This is a genomic window from Bifidobacterium myosotis (assembly GCF_002259745.1).
In the GTDB taxonomy this organism is placed as follows: Bacteria; Actinomycetota; Actinomycetes; order Actinomycetales; family Bifidobacteriaceae; genus Bifidobacterium; species Bifidobacterium myosotis.
Genome location: NZ_MWWW01000006.1, coordinates 1 through 19,588, shown reverse-complemented (window position 1 = coordinate 19,588; position 19,588 = coordinate 1). Strand labels below are relative to the sequence as shown.

The window sequence follows — 19,588 nt, the reverse complement described above, 5'->3', positions numbered from 1 at the left end:
CCCATCTCCTTTGCAAGAAATCATCCGTTCCTGATTACGACGCGCAGTCTGCGTCGTTGCAAACAGCGTAGCCCTTTACGCAACGTCAACCGCAAGCCGCATCCTGCCGAGCTTCAAGCGCTGCTATGAATCCACTACCTGATGGGTAATCAACGGCAGGATATGCTCGTCGTCAAGGTCGGGCGCTCTCGCCGGTTTCGAAGCGGTACGGAACGGGTCATAGGCAAAACGTATAGCCGCGCCGCCGCTGTCCGCGCCTGATAACGCTATGCTGGGCGGCGAGACGGCGGGCGCTCGTCGATGGCACATGACGGACGATATAGGGGGATGATGCACATGACGTTGGAGATTCTGGACTGGCATGACGGCGACCTACTGGCCAAGCCGGTATTCGACAAGCTCAACGAGCTGGTGGCGGCCGGCGTGCCGGAGAGCAAGATCCTTGGCGTGACCATCAATTCGGACGAGGAGTCGGACACCGATCTGTGGTGCCCGAAGTACGGTATCCCGTTCGAGATTACGGGCAACGTGGTCGTGGTCCACACGCACAAGACCCGCAAGGCGCCGCCGGAGTTCGCTGCGGCGTTCGTCACGGCGGATACCCGCGCCGATCTGAACGGCGTGGTCAAGCACACGCTCGAGGTCTCCAAGGTGAGCTTCGCGCCCATCGACGCCGCTGTGGAGGCCACCGGCATGGAATCGGGCGGCATGTCGCCGATCGGTCTGCCGGACGGCTGGCCGCTGCTGGTGGACCAGCACATCCTCTCGATTCCGAAGCTGTATCTGGGCTCGGGCATCCGTCCGTCCAAGCTGGTGGTGGACGGCTCCATCTTCGCCGACATCCCCGGCGTGCAGTTCGTGCCCGCCCTTGGCAAGCCAAGCGGGTAACCGAAGCGATATCATATGCGGAAACCAAGCGGCGACGCCGCTACGCATGAAGCCGAGGATCGTGAGGAACGTCTGCCTGGTGCGGTTCCCCGCGAGTATTACGGTGTACTGCCGGACGCCGACGCCTTCCGGGGCAGGAAGGATTTGGGCGAGGTCGAATTCGTGATGCCGCCCGCCGATTCGGTGATTCATTGGAACCGGCACGGTTATCCTGATTCCAGCATCCGATGGCATCACCATGAGGACATCGAATTCCATCTCATCCGCGAGGGGCCGGGCACCATGCTCATCGGTGATGCGATGGTGCCGTTCTCCGCAGGGCAGGTGACGATGATTGGCAGCAATGTGCCGCATATGTGGCTCTCCAACCTCAACACCGCCCGCGAATTCCCGCACCGTGACGTGTACTGTCAGGTGCGTCCGCGCGTGTTCGAACAGCTCATCCGCATGATTCCGGACACCGCCGCGCTCGCCGCGCTGATGGAACGGTCGAAACGGGTGATCAGTCTGACCGGCGCGTCCGCCGCCGAGGGGTGGCGGTTGCTGGAGCGCATGGGGGAGCACAGCGGGTTGAGCCAGTTCATCGATCTGCTGGAACTCGTGCAGGTGTTCGCCGCAGCCCCGCGGGACGAATGGCATACGATTCTGCTGCACGACTATGTGCCGGACGGCTCCCGGTTGGCTGAGGGCGACGACCGCGTGAATGCGGCGCTTGACTATGTGGCCATCCATCTGACCGACGGTACGCTGAGTCTGGAATCCACCGCGGCGAGCGTGGGCATGAGCCCGTCGATGTTCTCCCGCGCCTTCCATCGGATAAGTGGACGCACGTTCTCGGATTTCGTGCGGCGACTGCGCATCGCGCTCGCCTGTCGGTTGCTGGTGTCCGGCAACGATTCGGTCTCCGAGATACCTGCGCAGTGCGGGTATGCGAACCTGTCGAACTTCAACCGTCGGTTCCGGCAGGAGACCGGCATGACTCCGTCCGAATACCGGCGGGCCCACCGCTTGGGGTGACGGAATCGTTTCGGTGCGTCAGCCGTCGAGCAGGTCTCCGGCGGCGATGGCGCGCAGAGCGGCGAGATGCGCGGTCATCGCGGTCCTGCCTTCGGGGGTGATGCTCGCCCAGACGACCATGTGCCGGTTCGATTCGCCCCGGCGCTTGGTCAGGATTACGTAGCCGCAGTCGGCGAGGGTTTTGAGGTGCCGTGAGCACATCGCGTCGCTCAGTCCGAGCGTTTCGCGGATTGTGGCGAACGGCACCTCCTTCATGCCGGAGAGCAGTCCGCAGATGCGCAGTCGCATCGGTTCGTGGATGATCTCGTCGAAGCGGGGCTCGACGCTGCTGTGCGTGTGATCAGATGACATAGTCACCCCGCTTCACGAGTCGGGCGCAGTAGCGGTCGTAGCCGTATTCGCCGAACCAGCCGAGCGCACCCATTGCCAGGGTGATGACCGACGTCTGGTCGGGAAGCCACTGCAGCCCCAGACCGCCCAAGAGGATGAGGGCCAATCCGAGGAGGCTGAGTGCATACAGCGCCACCGCCATCGCCCACATCGCTGCATTACGCGGAGCGATCAGCCCTCCGAACGTGTCGAAGTCCGAGCCGATCTGACGTGCGCGCCAGGCGTTCACCTGGAGTCCGACGTACGAGGCCACTAGAAGGAGGATGATTTCCATTATGTCGGCGGAGGGAAGCGACGCGCCGATCCACCATCCGCTGGCGTCGGAGTGGAAGCCCATCTCGGATACGAAGTCGCTGAATGTGAGGCATACGATCATCGCGATCAGGCCGCTGATAGCGTAGTACCATTTCGGTGCCATGATGCGGTCAGCGTTGACCTCGCGGTCCTGCTGCAACTGGGCCAGAAGATTCGTGGCCGCGGTGCGGTCGATGGCGGTCGGGTCGGTTGTGTCGTTCGAAGTTGGGATGTGGGGCTTGTTGGTGGTCATGGTGGTCTCCGTTCGTGAGCTGGTTTGTTGGGATGGTTCAAACGGGTCGTTTGATGGCGTTGCGTATGTGCCGCGTTGCCTCGACGGTGTTGTATTGGCTGGTTGCGTTCCGGTGTGATTATCACTTTTACTTGCATGCAAGTAAAGCATAACTCTTTACTTCGAGTAAAGCAAATTCGTTGCAGCGACGACGCGCCGCATGAACGGCTGATGCAGTCAACGTGGTCCACGTCCCGGTCAACATGTGGACATGATGTGAACACGCAGGAAACAGAGCTGTGTTATTCTCCCCTTCATGTCTGAAACGAACATGGAAGCAGTGCGTTCGCGCACGACAGCCACAACTCAAGCCAAGCCGGATGCAGTCAACGCCAAGCCTCTTGCCCCGCTTGTGCCCGGCGCTGAGGACCCGAACCGCGCGTTGGTGGAGCTCACCCACGTCGAGAAGCACTTCGGCGATCTGCATGTCCTCAAGGACATCAACCTCAGGGTCACCAAGGGTGAGGTGCTCGTGGTGGTCGGCCCCTCGGGTTCCGGCAAATCCACGATGTGCCGCACCATAAACCGACTCGAGACCATCGACTCCGGCGACATCCGCATTGACGGCAAGCCCCTGCCCCAGGAGGGCAAGGAACTGGCCAACCTGCGCGCCGAGGTGGGCATGGTATTCCAGTCGTTCAACCTCTTCGCCAACAAGACCATCCTCGATAACGTGACGCTGGCCCCCATCAAGGTGCGTCACATGGCCAAGAAGGACGCCGAGGACCTGGCGATGGACCTGCTTGCCCGCGTGGGCGTGGACTCGCAGGCCAATAAGATGCCTTCCCAGCTCTCCGGCGGCCAGCAGCAGCGCGTGGCCATCGCCCGCGCGCTCGCCATGCGCCCGAAGGTGATGCTGTTCGACGAGCCCACCTCCGCGCTCGACCCGGAAATGGTCAACGAGGTGCTCGACGTGATGGTCGAACTCGCGCACGAGGGCATGACCATGATCTGCGTGACCCACGAGATGGGCTTCGCGCGCAAGGCCGCCGATCGCATCGTGTTCATGGCCGAGGGCCGGATTCTCGAGGAGAACACGCCCGACGAGTTCTTCGAACACCCCCGGACCGAGCGCGCCAAGGACTTCCTCTCGAAGATCCTCACCCACTGACGCCGGGATTCGCCGGAACGGTCCACCAAGCCGGCGGAATCGTTCGGATATGAGGCGAACCACGGAACACGCTCGGTGCGGTCGCATCGGCAGCCGCAAGATGGTCGATACGGATGCCCAGTACCGGCAGGGGTTCGTCCATCGGCGACGGGCGAAGGACGCGAGAGCTCAAGGAACACGAAGAGGAAGAACGCAAGGGAAGCAAATACGCATATGACTTTCACCAGAACCATGAAACGGATGGCCGTGCGGACGATAGCCGCGCTCGCCGCCGTGGCCTGCACGATGTCGCTGGCCGCATGCGGCGCGGACGAGGCGGGCAAAATCCGCATCGGCATCAAATTCGACCAGCCCGGACTCGGCTTCAAGAAGTCCGGCACTTACGTCGGCTTCGACGTGGACGTGGCCAAGTACATCGCCAAGAAGCTCGGCTATTCCGAGGACGAGATCGTCTGGAAGGAGGCCCCGTCCAAGCAGCGCGAGGCTATGCTCCAGAACGGTGACGTGGACATGATCCTCGCCACCTATTCGATCACCGACGAACGCAAGAAGGCCGTGTCCTTCGCCGGCCCGTACTTCGTGGCCGGCCAGGACCTGTTGGTGCGCAAGGACGACCAGTCCATCAACGGTCCGCAGGATCTCAACGGCAAGAGGCTTTGCTCGGTCACCGGCTCGACTTCGGCAGCCACGGTCAAGGAGAAGTTCGCCTCCGAGGTGCAGCTCATGGAGCAGCCCGGATACGCCGAATGCGCCACCGCACTGTTCTCCGGCATCGTGGACGCGGTGACCACCGACGACATCATTCTGGCCGGCCTGGCCTCCGCGTCGCGTGGCAAGCTGCGGGTGGTGGGCAAGCCGTTCACGCAGGAATACTACGGCGTGGGCATCAAGAAGGGCGATACGAAACTCGCCACCAAGATCAACAACGCCATCGTGGACATGATTCAGGACGGTTCGTGGGAGAAGGCCGTCAGCGACAACACGTCGGGCACCAACTACACGCCTGACGTGCGCTACAACCCGCCCACGCCGAATGAGGGGGAGGATGCCTGATGAACGGATTCCTCAGTCTGCTCGGCCAATACGACGTGCCGGGCGCCTTCCTGGTCAACATCGAACTGACCCTGTGGAGCGCACTGTTCTCGCTGATCCTCGGCGTGATCCTCGTGGTCATGCGCATCTCGCCGATCTCTTCGCTGCGCGCGGTCGCCGCCGCATACGTGGAGCTGTTCAAGAACCTGCCGCTCACCATCATCATGGTGTTCATGGTGCTGGGCGCCTACGCGCAGTTGAAACTCACCTTCTCCGATACCTTCGCCACGAACTTCTTCTGGCTGGCGGTGACCGGCCTGAGCCTGTACACGGCGGCGTTCGTGTGCGAATCGCTGCGTTCGGGCATCAACACCGTGCCGCTCGGACAGGCCGAGGCCGCACGCGCGCTCGGATTGGGCTTCATGCAGTCCGCCACCGAGATCATCCTGCCGCAGGCCTTCCGTGGTTCGGTGGCGCCGCTGGGCAACACGCTCATCGCGCTGCTCAAGAACTCCACCGTGGCCGCCGCGGCGTCCGTCTCCACGGAGACGTCCTCGCTGATGAGCCAGATGATCGAGTTCCGCCCCGACGTGATCGTCCAGATCTTCCTGATCTTCGCGTTTGGCTACGTGATTCTGATCATCCCGATCGGCATGCTCACCACGTACCTGTCCAACAAGCTCGCCGTGAGGAGGTGACGTCATGGCCGATACTTCGAATTCCGTGCTGTTCGACGCGCCCGGTCCCAAGGGCCGGCGCACCATCCGCATCGCCAACTGGATCGCCGGTCTGGTGTTCGCGGTTGTTCTCGTGCTCATCCTCATGCGGCTGCACAATCCGCCGGACGGTGAGAACCAGCTCAGCTGGGAGCTGTGGAAGCCGGCGCTGGAGCGTGAGGCGTGGACCGACTTCTACCTGCCGGGCCTGTGGATGACCGTCAAGGCCACGGTGGTGGCCGTGATCGGCGCCGTGGCGTTCGGTCTGGTCTTCGGTGTCGGCCGACTGCTGCCGAACCCGTTGGTGCGCGGCGTGTCCGCAGTCATCGTCGAGTTCTGCCGCGCCGTGCCCGTGCTGCTGCTCATGATCTTCTTCTGGCGCTGGTTCGCCTTCGCCGGTCTGCCGAGTCCATCCTATTGGGCCGTGGTGCTGGCTCTCGTGCTCTACAACGGCTCCGTCGTGGCCGAGCTGGTGCGCTCCGGCGTCGGCAATCTGCCGAACGGCCAGCGCGAGGCCTCGCTTGCCTTGGGACTGACCGAATCGCAGTCGTTGATGTCCATCGAGGTGCCGCAGGCCGTGTACGCCATGCTGCCGGCGGCCGTGACCCAGCTGGTCGTGGTGCTGAAGGACACCGCGCTCGGCTCGATCATCATGTACACCGACCTGCTGCAGGAATCGCGCCGTCTGGGCTCGATGTACTTCAACATCCTGCAGACGCTGGTCATGGCGGCCGTGATCTACTTCATCGCCTGTTGGCTGCTGTCGCGACTGGCCGAATGGCTGCCCGCTCGTATGCAGCAGCGCACTGCCGCACCTGCCGAACCCGAGCCGGTGGCGCCCATCGCGGCCGGCGACGCCTCCAACGTGAACCAGATCGCCGTGGCCAAGGAGGTCGAGGAACTGCCGCTCGGCGGCACGCCGCGCAAGTACCATGTGCATCACCGTGGCACCAATGCCTCGATTCGCAACTGGCGTCGCACCCGGTACGAGCAGGGATACGATGCCACGCAGCCCGAGTCGCAGATCGATCCGCCCACCGGCGAGTTCCCGGCGTTCCTTATGCCCGAGCCGAAGCGCAAGCCGAAGGGGGCGCAAGGTCATGCGCAGGGCGATGGCGGGGCGTCCGGAGCCGAGCAGCATAAGAATGGTCATGTCAATCCCATGCCGAAGATCGAGCGCAACTTCAAGCACGGCAACGACATCGGCAAGGGACACACCGACCTCGGAGGGCGTCCGAAGATCTGACTTTTGGATAGTGCAGCCGCCGGCTCCGTTTCGTTATGGATTCTCTCTTATGCGGAGCGGTCCACTAGCCATGCGCTAGGGCGGCACGAAGAGTTCACCGAGTATTCGACTGGTTTCCGCACTACGTAGCGGCACGGCGGATAGGTTGGAACACATGAAGCTGTTCCGAAACCTATCCGCCGTGTTCGTTTCCGGGCTTAATTCCGTGCGCGTCCCGGCCGCCGTCCGTACTGTTGCCGATGCATGCTCCCGCGCCTGCGCCCCTGCCGGTGCTCGTTCCCGGTCCCGCGCCCGCATCCCGCTGGCGGCGCTGATGACGACGGCATTGCTCATCCCGCTCGCCCTGTCGGCCGCGACCCCTGCCGTCGCCCAAGCCGACCAACTGCCGAACCCGGACTGGGTCGCCCTGCTCTCCGATTACGAGAAGGACTACTGGCAGGCACCGAAAAGCAAGCAGCAGGGCGGCAAGGTGCTGGACGCCACGACCATGAAGCTCGACGAGGACATCACCCTCGACATCAACCATCGCGCGGCCGAAGGGGCTGATGAGAACGGACTCACCGACCAGCGCAAACGCGCCCTCATCGACTCCGACCTGTACGGCGAGGAGACCATGCCCGACGCGCTCGGTCCGGTACTCGGCAAGTACATGAGCGAGGGCTTCAAGCAGGGCAGACTCAACCGCATCTCCGACCTGTTCAAGTTCAACGTGGCCTCCACCTACCAATCCAAGAGGGCGGCCATGCATCCCCGACCGTACCTCGACCGCAGCGTGAGCACCTTCGACGGCACCAACGACCTTGCCGGACTGCCCGCCACACTCGATATCAAGCTGTCGCCTTCGTGGCTCGAACACATCCCCGGGTACTCCAACCTGCAGAAGAACAGCTCGTACCCCTCCGGGCACACCACCGCAGCCTATTCGTGGGGCATCGCGCTGGCCGGCATCCTTCCGGAGCTGGCCCCGCAGATTCTCGCCCGTGCCTCCGAGGCGGGCAACAACCGCATTGTGCTGGGCGTCCATTACCCGCTCGACATCATGGGCGGGCGCATCGGCGCCTCCGCGCAGAACGGGCAGTACTGGCACAACGAATACTCCTCGGCCATCGTGCCCGCCGCCCGACAACTGCGCGACTACCTGACCGAACGGTGCAAGGCCGATGGCCATGGCTCGACGCTCGCCGAGTGCATCGCCGATCTCAAGGCCAACGGTTCGGGCGGGTATTCCAATGACTTCCTTGATCCGGTGGCCACTGAACCGGTCAAGGACCAGGCCTCCGCTGTGCGTGTCTACACCGCGCGCATGACCTACACCTTCCCGCAGGTCAAGTCCGAGGCGGGTGCCGAATTCAAGGCGCCGCGCGGAGCAGCCGATGTGCTGCGGCTCGCCTACCCGCAGCTGCACGCCGACCAACGCGAGGCCATCCTCAAGGCTACCGCGCTTGATTCCGGCTATCCGTTGTGGAAGTCGAGCGACGGCTGGCAGCGGATCAATTGGGCCAAGGCCTTGTCCGCCCGCGTGACCCTCGACGAGAACGGTGATGTGGCCAAGGTGGAGACCGCCGATAAGGTCGCCCTGGATGGTCCCACTGTGGTCAACGCCCAGTACGCCGACAAGGGCGGTCACCCCGCCTCCGACGCGGCTGCCGGTGAGAACAGCGCGGCAGCCGCCGGGCCAGACCTCACCACGATGCATACCGCTCAGCGCTCCGCGGTCATCGCCGTGGGCATCGCACTGGCCGTGGCCGTGATCGCCGGCGTGGCAGTCACTGTTGTCAGGCGGCGGAGGGCGTAGGCGAGTTCAGATCACTCGCTGAATGTGAGTGTGGGCGGGATGGTCTCGGTCAGCGAGTCGTACATGGACCGGTGGGCCTTCGGATACCGCAGCTGCACGCCGATGATGCCTTCGTCCGAGACGATCTCGCGGATGTAATAGATGTCGCCGTCCCGCTCGTAGCTGACATAGACGGACGGGTCTGCGTCGAGCTCATAGGCGACGTCCACTTCGGCACTGGCTTTGAGTCGGGCGAGCTCGTCGGCGGATGATACGCCATTATTGGCCACGCGCCAAGCGGTGATCTCCATGCCGGAACCGGTGAAGGTGTAGCCGGGGCTCTCGTTCGTGCTGGTGCCGTATTCCTTGAAATTGTCCGGCACGCTCACCATGAACCCGTTCTTGGAATAGGACTTGAGTGTGGGGGACGGCGGCTCGCTCGTGGAGCCGTACTGGCTGTCGGCCTTGTCGGAATCGTCGTTCTGATTCTCGGATGTGCCGGAGTTCTTTGATGTGCCGGATGAGGAACCGTTCGACGCATCGCCGTCCGAAGTGTCGTTCGAGTCCTTCGAGGAACCGTTCGCATTGTCGGACGCCCCGGATTCGCTGGACTGCGAGGTCGTGGAGGAGCCGGCGGCGGGTGCGCCGGACGAGCCGGACATCGACATCCACAGCATCACGCACAGCACAATCAACAGCACCGCCAGCATGCCGCCCAAGGCGACGATGATCTTCTGCCCTCGCGTCAGCCCGGTCGCCGTGGCCGTGGTGGTTGCGATGCCGGGAGCCGCCGAGGCGGGCGGGCGCACGCCGGAGGACGTGGCGTAACTGGCGTATGCCGGGGGATTGCCGGCTGCGCTCGCCGCCGAGGCACTGGCATCCGCGCCGTTGGATAGGGAGGAGCCGAGCCCGGGCATGACCGGCAGCGGCTGGGTGGGGATGCCCGACTGCCTCACAGGCTGGGGGATCGGTGACGCCGATGCCGGATACGTTGATGGTGTCGGCCACAGTGATGGTGCCGCCTGTGCCGCCTGCATCGCCTGTGCCGCCTCCGCATCGGACAGATGATAGCCGCATTCGGAACAGAACAGGCTGTCGGGCTCGAGCGGCGTGCCGCATTGAGGACAGTTCATGGCCGTTTTTCCCCTCTCCGGCCCGTTGCCGGACCTGTGCCTCCCCATTGTACGGCGCGGGGCGCTCCCGTTCCTCGAGCGCTAGTAAGCTGGGGAAGCATGACTGACGAGAAGGAATACGACGACGTGGACGTGCGTGGCGAGGACAACGGCAATGGCCGTGGCGGCGAGGACGACGATAGGGCCTACGGTTCGCTGGGCCGGCTCGCCCCCGAATGGGATGGCGACGAACGGGAACGCAACCTCACGGCCGACGACATCTACGAGCGGTTCTTCGGCTGGGTGGCGGACGTCAAGGGCATCGAGCCGTGGCCGCATCAGGAGGAGGCCATCATGGACATCCTCGCCGGCGACCATGTGATCCTCAACACGCCCACCGGCTCGGGCAAGTCACTGGTGGCGCTTGGCATGCACTTCGCCGCGCTGTGCACCGGCCGCCGCTCCTATTACACCGCACCCATCAAGGCGCTCGTCTCCGAGAAGTTCTTCGACCTCGTCGAGGTGTTCGGCCGTGACAACGTGGGCATGATCACTGGCGACAGCCACATCAACGCGGACGCGCCGATTATCTGCTGCACCGCGGAGATCCTTGCCAATCAGGCCCTGCGCGAGGGCGAACATGCGGACGTGGGCCTTGTGGCGATGGACGAGTTCCACTACTACGGCGACCCGGAACGCGGCTGGGCGTGGCAGGTGCCGCTGCTCACCCTGCCGCAGACCCAGTTCCTGCTCATGAGCGCCACGCTCGGCAATGTGGACGCCATCGCGGACAAGCTCGCCGACCTCAACGACACCCCGGATGTGGATGTGATCGCCGACGCGCCGCGCCCGGTGCCGCTGAGCTACGAATACACGACCGACCCGCTCGAGAAGACCGTGGAGCTCGCCTTCCGCAACGGCGAGACGCCGATCTACGTGGTCCACTTCTCGCAGGACGCCGCCCTTGAGACCGCACAGGCGCTCGCCTCCACCGGGGTGTCGAGCAAGGAGCAGCGCGCGGCCATCGCCGAGGCCATCAAAGGCGTGAAGTTCACCACCGCGTTCGGCAAGATCCTGCAGCGACTGCTGCGCACGGGCGTCGGCATCCACCACGCCGGCATGCTGCCGCGCTACCGTCGTCTAGTCGAACAGCTCGCCCAGCAGGGCCTGCTGCCGGTGATCTGCGGCACGGATACGCTCGGCGTGGGCATCAACGTGCCGATTCATTCGGTGGTGCTGACCGCCCTGACCAAGTTCGACGGCACCAAGATGCGTCGCCTCCGGGCCCGTGAGTTCCACCAGATCGCCGGACGTGCGGGGCGCATGGGCTTCGACACCGAAGGACTGGTGATCGCCGAGGCGCCAGAATACGAGATCGAGAACCAGAAGGCGCTCGCCAAGGCCGGCAACGACCCGAAGAAGCTCAAGAAGGTCAAGCGCAAGAAGGCGCCCGAAGGCTTCGTGACATGGAACGAGAACACGTTCGACAAGCTCATCGACGCCGCACCCGAAACGCTGGTCCCGCACCTGAAGATCACGCACTCGATGGTGCTCAACGAGGTGGAGCAGGGCGGCGACGCCCGCCAGCGCATCGACGACCTCATCGACGACTCCGCGCAGACCCCCGATCAGAAAGAGCATCTGCACCAGCGCGCCGACGAGATCTTCCAGACCCTGTTCGACACCGAGGTGATCGAGACCGAACCCCGCTCCGACGGCGGCAAGAACTACTACATGACGCTCGACATGCCGGACGACTTCGCCCTCGACCAGCCGCTCTCCCCGTTCCTGCTGGCCGCGCTGGAGCTGCTCGACCCCGAGTCGCCCACCTACGCGCTGGACGTGATCTCGATGGCCGAAGCCACGCTCGAGGACCCGAAGCAGGTATTGCGCGCGCAGGAACACGCCGCGCGCGACAAGGCCCTGGCGGATATGAAGGCCGATGGCCTCGACTACGACGAGCGCATGGACAAGCTGCAGGAGATCACCTACCCGAAGCCGTTGGAGGACATGCTCGAGGCCGCCTTCGACCAGTACCGCCACGATGTGCCGTGGGCCAACGACTACTTCCTGAGCCCCAAATCCGTGGTGCGCGACATGGTGGAGACCGCCTCCGACTTCACCGGCTACATCGCCCGGTACAACATCGCCCGTTCCGAGGGCACGCTGCTGCGCTACCTGTCGGACGCCTACCGCACGCTGGCTCGTACCGTGCCGCCGGAGAAGCGCGACGAGCAGCTCAAGGACATCATCGCCTGGCTGCGCGTGCTCGTGCGTTCCATCGACTCCTCGCTGGTGGACGAGTGGGAGAGCGCCGGCGCCGATTCGTCCGACGCCTCCGAGGCGGCCGCTTCGCTCGCGGCGCCCGGCAAGCGCGACGAGGTGGTGGAGGACCGTCGCGGTCTCACCGTGCTGGTGCGCAACGCCCTGTTCCGCCGCGTGCAGCTCATGGACCTCGATGATCCGGAGGCGCTCGGTGCCCTCGACAAGGACTGGGGCTACGGCGTGCACGAATGGGAGGACGCGCTCGACGACTACTACGACGAGCATGAATACGTGGGCATCGACGCGGCCGCGCGCTCGCCCAAGCTGTTCATGCTGGACGATTCGCACGAACGCGACGAGCATACGTGGAAGGTCCGCCAGATCATCGACGACTCCGATGGCGACCACGACTGGGCCATCGAAGGCGTTGTGGACCTCGACGCCACCCAGGAGAGCGGTGAAGTGGTCTTCTACGACTACAACGTCGGCAACTAAGAGCTGTGCCGGCGTTTTCGGGGACTTCGGGGACTGTATGTATGCGGCGCGACGAAGCGGCCGCGTACATACAGTCGCTCAGAGGCCCGAAACCGACGGTAAGTACGCGGGACCTTCGACGGAACGCGTACTTACAGTCTCCACGTACGGTCTCCACGTCCCGTCCCTTCAGGGCGTCGGCGCCGTCGTCGAACGGATGTTCGAGCAGTGCGGTAGGGTGGGACCATGAACGAGAACGATCTGTTTGGGGCGATGGACGCGCCTGAGTCGGTCACAAGGCCGCTGGCGGTGCGTATGAGGCCGCGCACGTTGGACGAGGTCATCGGGCAGCGACATGTGCTGGGGGAGGGCAGTCCCCTGCGCCGCCTCGCCAATCCGGCCAGCAAGGGAAGCCTCACGGCCCCGAGCTCGGTGATTCTCTTCGGGCCTCCCGGAGTGGGCAAGACCACGCTCGCCACCATCGTGGCCGGGCAGTCCGGCCGCGTGTTCGAGGAGCTGTCGGCCGTGACCTCCGGTGTCAAGGATGTGCGCGACGTGCTCGCCCGCGCCCACGAACGGCTCGTCTCGCGCGGTCAGGAGACCGTGCTGTTCATCGACGAGGTGCATCGGTTCTCCAAATCCCAGCAGGACGCATTGCTGCCGGCCGTCGAGAACCGGGACGTCACCTTCATCGGGGCCACCACCGAAAACCCCAGCTTCTCGGTCATCAAACCGCTGCTGTCCCGCTCGGTGGTCGTCAAGCTCGAATCGTTGGAGCCGGACGAACTCACCGAACTGGTCACTCGCGCCCTCGCCAGCGACCGCGGACTCAAAGGCGAGGTCAAGGCCACGGACGCGGCCATAGCCGACATCGTGCGCATGTCCGGGGGAGACGCGCGCAAGAGCCTGACCATCCTCGAGGCGGCCGCCGGGGCTGTCACCGGCGACGAGGCGCGCAAGAAGGGCGCCCGCCGCCCCATCATCACACCGGACGTCGTGGCCAACGTGATGGACACCGCCACTGTGCGCTACGACAAGGACGGCGACGACCACTACGACGTGATCTCCGCGTTCATCAAATCGATGCGCGGCAGCGACCCGGACGCAGCCATCCACTATCTGGCCCGCATGCTCAAGGCCGGCGAGGACCCGAGGTTCATCGCCCGACGTATCATGATCGCCGCCGCCGAGGAGGTCGGGCTTGCGGCCCCGCAGATTCTGCAGGTCACCGTGGCCGCCGCGCAGGCCGTGGCGATGATCGGCATGCCCGAGGCGCGCATCATTCTGGCCGAGGCGACGATCGCCGTGGCCACCGCGCCCAAGTCGAACGCCAGCTACAACGCCATCAATGCGGCGCTCGCCGACGTGGACGCCGGCAAGATCGGCGCGGTACCGCTCTACCTGCGTAACGCCCCCACCAAGCTCATGAAGGAGTGGGGCAACCACGAGGGCTACAAGTACGCGCACGACTGGCCCGGCGCGGTGGCGCCGCAGGAGTACATGCCCGAGGTGCTGCGCGGCACGGAGTACTATCACCCCAACGACCGGGGCTACGAGCACGAGGTGAGCCAGCGGCTGGCCAAGATTCGTCCCATCCTTCACGGGGAGGGATGAGGGGAGTACAGTGTAACGAAGCGGTAACGATGCCGGTGGCGAGGCCGTCGGCGGAATGACGGAGAACCATCGGAGATGATGGCATGACTAGAGGAGCGTGAGAGGGCAATGACGACCATCTTCATCGTGGATGACGATCAGGCCATCGGTGAGATGCTGAGTCTGGTGCTGGAGAACGAGGGGTTCCGGACCGTGACCTGCATGGATGGCATGCGGGCCGTGGAGATGTTCCCGACCGTCAAACCCGATTTGATTCTGCTCGACGTCATGCTGCCGGGACTGGACGGCACCGAGGTTGCGCGACGCATCCGCGCCGTTTCCGATGTGCCGATTATCATGCTCACCGCGAAATCGGACACCCTCGACGTGGTGGCCGGACTCGAGGCCGGTGCGGACGACTACGTGCCCAAGCCCTTCAAGGTGGCAGAACTGCTGGCCCGCATCCGCGCGCGTTTCCGCATCGCACGGCCAGCAGGCGAGGCGGGCACGGCCGGTTCGGCGTCGGGAGCGTCCGCCGCACAGAAGAACCATCTCGAACGCGGTCCGATCGTCATCGACCGGCTCGAGCACACCGCCACCAAGGACGGCAAGGACCTGGGCCTGACGCCGATGGAGTTCGAGCTGCTGTTCGTGCTTGCGGCCGCGCCGGGCGAGGCCATCAGCCGTTCCACGTTGCTCAAGAACGTCTGGGGATATGAGAATTCGGGCGATACGCGCCTGGTCAACGTGCACGTCCAGCGTCTGCGGGCCAAGGTGGAGGATGATCCGGAGAATCCGCAGATCATCCAGACCGTGCGCGGCATCGGCTACAAGTTCGTCACCCCCGAAGGCTGATGAACGTGCCGAAACTGCGTCGCAGCTTCAGCTTCACACGGCTGTTGCGCCACGGGCGCTCCGAGGTGCGCCGTTCGCTGCAGGCGCGTACGGTGGCGCTGACGGTGATACTGACGTTGGCCGTCGCCATCGTCCTGTCGATGGTCTCGATGGTCTCCGTGCGCGTCTCGCTGCTCACGCAGATCACCTCGCAGTCTCGGGCGGATTACTCCAATATGATCCAGCAGGCGCAGACCAGCCTTGACGCGGCGGATGTGTCCGCCACGGTGCAGATTCAGCAGCTGGCCAATGATCTGGCCTCCACGTTGCAGTCCGACGGCGCCTCGAACCTCGTCGGGGTCTATCTGTGGAGCCGGGACACCTCCTCGCCGCGGTCCATCATCCCCGTCTCCACCGAACCGAGCTACGAACCGCTGATCTCCGACGACATGCGGTCCGCGGTGGCCTCCGATGTGAACGAGAATGTGTTCTATCAGCCGGTGGACCTGACCCTTGAATCGGGGATGGCGGGCATCCCCGGCATGCCTGGAGGGGGCACGCCAGGCGCGGTCCTGGGAACCACGCTCGAATTCGGCGTGGCAGGCAACCTCGAGTTCTTCGCCATCTACTCGTATACGCTGCAACAGCAGTCGCTCACCCAGATCCAGCTTAATCTGGTGGCCATCTGCGTGCTGCTGTCCATCATGGTGGGCGTGGTGATGTGGCTGGTGATCCGCGGCATCGTACGACCGATAGAGCGCGTGGCATCCGCCGCCGAGGTCCTGGCCTCCGGCGAGCTGGACACGCGCGTGGCGGTGGACCGCAAGGACGAGATCGGCGTGCTGCAGCATTCGTTCAACACCATGGCCGATTCGCTCAACCAGAAAATCGACGAGCTTGAGGAGGCCAGCGCCTCCCAGAAACGCTTCGTCTCGGATGTGAGCCACGAGCTGCGCACGCCGGTGACCACCATGCGCATGGCCTCCGATCTACTCGAGATGAAGAAGGACGACTTCGACCCGTCCGCCAAGCGCACGGTGGAACTGCTGGCCGGGCAGATCAACCGGTTCCAGGACATGCTCGCCGATTTGCTTGAGATCTCCCGCTACGACGCCGGATACGCCGCACTGGACCTGGTCGAGACCGACCTGCGCGAGCCGGTGTCCACCGCCGCCGATCAGGTGGCGGGCATCGCGCAGGCCAAACAGGTGCCGATCCACCTGTATCTGCCGAACGTTCAGGTGCTTACGCGCATCGATTCACGCCGCGTGATCCGCATCGTGCGCAATCTGCTCGCCAACGCCGTCGACTTCGCCGAGGACCGTCCGGTGGAGGTGCGCATCGCCGCCAACCGCAAAGCCGTGGCGATCAGCGTACGCGACTATGGTGTCGGCATCGCCGAAGACAAGATCTCCCATGTCTTCGACCGGTTCTGGCGAGGCGATCCCTCCCGCTCGAGGGTCACCGGCGGCACCGGTTTGGGTCTGTCCATCTCGATGACCGATGCGCTGCTGCACCATGGCATCATCCGTGTGCGCTCCGAACTGGGGGAGGGCACATGGTTTCTGGTGCTGCTGCCGCGCGACCCCGATCAGGGTGAGGTGGCGGACGCTGACCTGCCCGTGGACTTCGCCTCTGCAAAGCCGGACGACCTGCGTATCACCGGAGGGTTCGGCGTGGCGGAGAGCCATGTCGCCGGAGCACAGGAGAGTCGCCGGGACACCGTTGACAGCATGATGGGAAGGCCGCTATGAGCAAGAGGAACGGAAGCGTCATGCGTGCGATCGCCGCTGCGGGCACGGCGCTGGCCTGCTGTCTGGCGTTGTCGGCGTGCTCCAGCCCGCTCGGTCTGCCCACCAAAGGCGCCGTGCAGACATTCGCCCCCGCGCAACAGCAGACGCGGCGCGTATACACCAATCCGGAGGGTCCCTCTGACGACGCCCAGCCCGAAACCATCGTCAAGGGGTTCTACGACGCCATGCCGGCCGGTGTGCAGTCGGACGGCTACCATGTGGCCCGTCAGTTCCTCACGCCGTCCGCATCCTCGGATTGGGACGGCGACACGGCGGCCGTGGTGTACGAAGGGACGCCCGATTTCCGGCGTCGCGCGAACACCATGGGCGCGCCGCAGGGCGCGGAGAGCTCGCTGATCGTGGAGGTGGAGCTGCAGGTGGTCGGCTCGCTCGACGAGCACGGTCTGTACCGTCCCGAGGATGGTACCAAGACCCGCAAGCTTGCCTATACGCTCATCAAGACGAAGGGACAATGGCGCATCTCCTCGCTTGACGGCGGTGTGGTGATCTCCTCCGCGGATTTCGAGCAGGTGTTCCGTCAGGTATCCGTCTACCAGGTCGCCGCATCGGGCAGACAGCTGGTGCCGGACGTGCGTTGGCTCAGCTGGCGCAATTGGCGCACCCAGGCGGTCAAGGAAGTGCTGGACGATGTGCCCGATTGGCTGTCCGGCGCGGTGCGCGGGTCCGTCACCGGCGGCACCACGCTCGCCGTGGATTCGGTGCCGCTCAAGGACAGCACGATCACGGTCCAGCTCACCCAAGGCATCGGTACGCTCACCGCCGAGGACCGGGCCATCCTCGTGCATCGCATCCGTCTGACATTGGGTGACGGTAATACCGAATACGCCTTGAAGGTCACGGGCGACGGCGTGGACTATTCCGATGCCGATGCGGAGGTGAAGCTCAGTACCGAGCAGCCCAGCGTGAGCGTCTACACGCTGACCGGCGGGCATGTGGTCTCTCTGGCCAGCTCAAGTCCGCTGCGCGTGGGCGAGGTGCCGGGCTACGACGACGCCAAGGGATTCGCGTTCCACTCCGCGGGAGGCGCGGTATTGCGCGCGGACGGCATCGTGGAATGCCTGGAGAAGGACGGTTCCGCTTGCGGCCGGATGTTCGACGGCGATGCGATGAGCGCCGTCGCCGCAGGGCTGGACGGCGAGATATGGGCGGTTGCCGACAACGGACGTGCGCTCTACGTATCCCGAAACCGCAAGGAGAGCGAGATCCAGTTGCCTTGGCTCGCGGCCGGTGACGTCATCACCGCGCTCGCCGTCTCGCCGGAAGGCGAGCGTCTGGCGCTGGCCGTGTCGGGGGAAGAGCGCAACGGTGTGCTGATGATCGGCGTGGCGCGCGACGGGAACGACGAGGTGACCGGACTGTCCAGGACACCCATCACCGTGAGCGTCGCGAGGAACGTCGGCATGCTCACTTTCTATAACGATCTCAATCTGGTGTACGCGACGGCCCCCAACGATGAGGATAGGCATCAGGAGGCGTGGAGGCAGGTGGCGCCCGGGCCCGCGCAGGTGCAGCGTCTTCCCGATGCCACCGTGGTGTCCATGGCCTCGGGGCAGATCAGTCTGTACCGCCGTCTTGCCGTGTTGGACGATGCCGGCATCGTGCGTTCGGTCTCCGGTTCGCTCGACGGCTCCTGGTCCATCGCCGACAGTCAGGTCACCGCGTTGGGGGTGCAGTGACCGTGCGCAGTGACCCTGTGCAGTGGCCGGTTTCCGGACGACATTCAGACGGAAAAGCCTCCCGGCGTGCATTCCACGCGGGGAGGCTTTTCCGCTGATATTGGGCGAGTGATATTGGGCGAGGTCGGCAAAGCAGCGATGCGGCCCGGCCGAATGGGCGGATCAGATGCCGCCGTACTCCTTCTTGAACAGCTCGGCGGGTACCTCGGAGTTCATCGGCACCTCGTAGATGAGGTACTGCATGTTGAACGGGATGTTGAACAGGTGACGGGTCACGCCGTACTCCTGCTTGGTACCGAGGAAGTTGAAGTTGTCCGGGCACTCCGGCTCCCACTTGGCCAGCAGGTCGGCCGCGTCGCCGATGGTGGCGGCCACGCCGGCCAGGTGCTTGACGCCATCAATCTGCTTGATGATGAGAAAAACGGTGTTCATAATAACCTTTCCTTTACTTGAGTCGGCGGCTCTGTCGCTCGGTTGACGAGCGGCATTGCCACTACGCAACCACGGTCTATTATGGCCTGTTTCCATGCCTGAAACGGCGTATTCTCGCGGTTCGGCCGCACTGTTATCGATTTGTTATAAACCTGTTATCAAACTGTTACCGCTCACGATTGAACAACCGCGCTGTTCGTTCCATACTGGAGATTGTCGATGACAAGACGTCATCAATGTGAATGAACGATCATTCAGAGTAACTGCTCGAGGAGGAGTTTTTCAGGAAGAATTGGGGCGCTATTGCTGTTTTCGTGGGTGGTGGTTCGTGGTTGAGGTGTTGGGGGAGTAAGAGAAGAGCGCTTTCCGGGTAGGATGTTTTCGACCAAGATAAACACACAACCGCAAAGCGCCTGATGAACAGCTTATTCAAACGTCTTCTCAACGTCAAAGGCATGGTCGTCGAGGATGTTCGCATCGTCGATGGTCCCATGCGTCCCGAGCCCGTGCTCGAGGTGCGGGTGCGCCCGCGCGCGGGCATGCTCAGGTGCTCGAGGTGCGGGCGGAAGCGTCGTGGCTATGACCGTGGCGGCGGCGTGCGTCGTTGGCGTCACCAGGATTTCGGCTG

At 64.1% G+C, this 19,588-nt stretch carries 16 protein-coding genes and 1 pseudogene; 13 read left to right on the top strand and 4 right to left on the bottom strand.

What is annotated here, in order from left to right:
• Window positions 1-336: 336 nt before the first annotated feature.
• Window positions 337-888: a YbaK/EbsC family protein gene (locus BMYO_RS03825; protein WP_094667255.1), complete on the top strand. Its 552-nt coding sequence runs from the start codon at window positions 337-339 to the stop codon at window positions 886-888.
• A gap of 15 nt (window positions 889-903) precedes the next feature.
• Window positions 904-1,905, top strand: a complete 1,002-nt coding sequence (locus tag BMYO_RS03820) for a helix-turn-helix domain-containing protein (RefSeq protein WP_094667215.1) — start codon at window positions 904-906, stop codon at window positions 1,903-1,905.
• Window positions 1,906-1,923: 18 nt separating this feature from the next.
• On the opposite strand, the gene BMYO_RS03815 is transcribed toward BMYO_RS03820, so the two are convergent.
• Complete coding sequence (locus BMYO_RS03815; protein ID WP_094667214.1) at window positions 1,924-2,256, bottom strand: transcriptional regulator; 333 nt, start codon at window positions 2,254-2,256, stop codon at window positions 1,924-1,926.
• A complete protein-coding gene (locus tag BMYO_RS03810; RefSeq protein ID WP_094667213.1) occupies window positions 2,246-2,842 on the bottom strand; it encodes a hypothetical protein in 597 nt (198 codons plus the stop codon). Before BMYO_RS03810 ends, BMYO_RS03815 begins: the two co-directional genes overlap by 11 nt.
• A 295-nt stretch (window positions 2,843-3,137) precedes the next feature.
• Between BMYO_RS03810 and BMYO_RS03805 the strand changes: the two genes are divergently transcribed.
• From BMYO_RS03805 to BMYO_RS03785, 5 genes are all read left to right on the top strand, one after another.
• Window positions 3,138-3,992 (top strand): amino acid ABC transporter ATP-binding protein, encoded by an 855-nt coding sequence (locus tag BMYO_RS03805; protein ID WP_395954688.1) that lies wholly within the window; start codon window positions 3,138-3,140, stop codon window positions 3,990-3,992.
• 213 nt (window positions 3,993-4,205) lie between these two features.
• Window positions 4,206-5,045, top strand: a complete 840-nt coding sequence (locus BMYO_RS03800; RefSeq protein WP_094667212.1) for a glutamate ABC transporter substrate-binding protein — start codon at window positions 4,206-4,208, stop codon at window positions 5,043-5,045.
• Window positions 5,045-5,722 carry an amino acid ABC transporter permease gene (locus BMYO_RS03795; protein WP_094667211.1) on the top strand — a complete coding sequence of 226 codons (678 nt, stop codon included), beginning with the start codon at window positions 5,045-5,047 and terminating at the stop codon, window positions 5,720-5,722. Before BMYO_RS03800 ends, BMYO_RS03795 begins: the two co-directional genes overlap by 1 nt.
• 4 nt (window positions 5,723-5,726) lie before the next feature.
• Complete coding sequence (locus tag BMYO_RS03790) at window positions 5,727-6,986, top strand: amino acid ABC transporter permease (RefSeq protein WP_233428134.1); 1,260 nt, start codon at window positions 5,727-5,729, stop codon at window positions 6,984-6,986.
• A 313-nt stretch (window positions 6,987-7,299) separates the two neighbouring features.
• A complete protein-coding gene (locus tag BMYO_RS03785; RefSeq protein WP_094667253.1) occupies window positions 7,300-8,781 on the top strand; it encodes an acid phosphatase in 1,482 nt (493 codons plus the stop codon).
• Between the two features lie 11 nt (window positions 8,782-8,792).
• Here the strand turns inward: BMYO_RS03785 and BMYO_RS03780 are convergent, their stop codons facing one another.
• A complete protein-coding gene (locus BMYO_RS03780; RefSeq protein ID WP_094667210.1) occupies window positions 8,793-9,893 on the bottom strand; it encodes a zinc ribbon domain-containing protein in 1,101 nt (366 codons plus the stop codon).
• Window positions 9,894-9,992: 99 nt separating this feature from the next.
• Here BMYO_RS03780 and BMYO_RS03775 point away from each other — a divergent pair, with 99 nt between their 5' ends.
• From BMYO_RS03775 to BMYO_RS03755, 5 genes are all read left to right on the top strand, one after another.
• The gene (locus BMYO_RS03775) at window positions 9,993-12,632 is read left to right on the top strand and encodes a DEAD/DEAH box helicase (RefSeq protein ID WP_233428129.1); all 2,640 of its coding nucleotides are present in this window, start codon (window positions 9,993-9,995) and stop codon (window positions 12,630-12,632) included.
• Window positions 12,633-12,857: 225 nt separating this feature from the next.
• A complete protein-coding gene (locus BMYO_RS03770; RefSeq protein ID WP_094667209.1) occupies window positions 12,858-14,225 on the top strand; it encodes a replication-associated recombination protein A in 1,368 nt (455 codons plus the stop codon).
• Window positions 14,226-14,333: 108 nt separating this feature from the next.
• A complete protein-coding gene (gene mtrA, locus BMYO_RS03765) occupies window positions 14,334-15,059 on the top strand; it encodes an MtrAB system response regulator MtrA (protein ID WP_094667208.1) in 726 nt (241 codons plus the stop codon).
• A 5-nt stretch (window positions 15,060-15,064) separates the two neighbouring features.
• Window positions 15,065-16,792 (top strand): MtrAB system histidine kinase MtrB, encoded by a 1,728-nt coding sequence (gene mtrB, locus BMYO_RS03760; RefSeq protein WP_233428128.1) that lies wholly within the window; start codon window positions 15,065-15,067, stop codon window positions 16,790-16,792.
• Entirely contained in the window at window positions 16,789-18,528 is a 1,740-nt protein-coding gene (locus BMYO_RS03755; RefSeq protein WP_094667206.1) for an LpqB family beta-propeller domain-containing protein, read from the top strand. The genes mtrB and BMYO_RS03755 overlap by 4 nt, the downstream gene beginning before the upstream one ends.
• A gap of 162 nt (window positions 18,529-18,690) precedes the next feature.
• Here BMYO_RS03755 and BMYO_RS03750 read toward each other — a convergent pair whose 3' ends face one another.
• On the bottom strand, window positions 18,691-18,960 hold the full coding sequence (locus BMYO_RS03750) for a hypothetical protein (protein WP_094667205.1): 270 nt from the start codon (window positions 18,958-18,960) through the stop codon (window positions 18,691-18,693).
• A gap of 416 nt (window positions 18,961-19,376) precedes the next feature.
• Between BMYO_RS03750 and BMYO_RS03745 the strand changes: the two are divergent.
• Window positions 19,377-19,588, top strand: a pseudogene (locus BMYO_RS03745) (hypothetical protein); the annotation flags it as partial.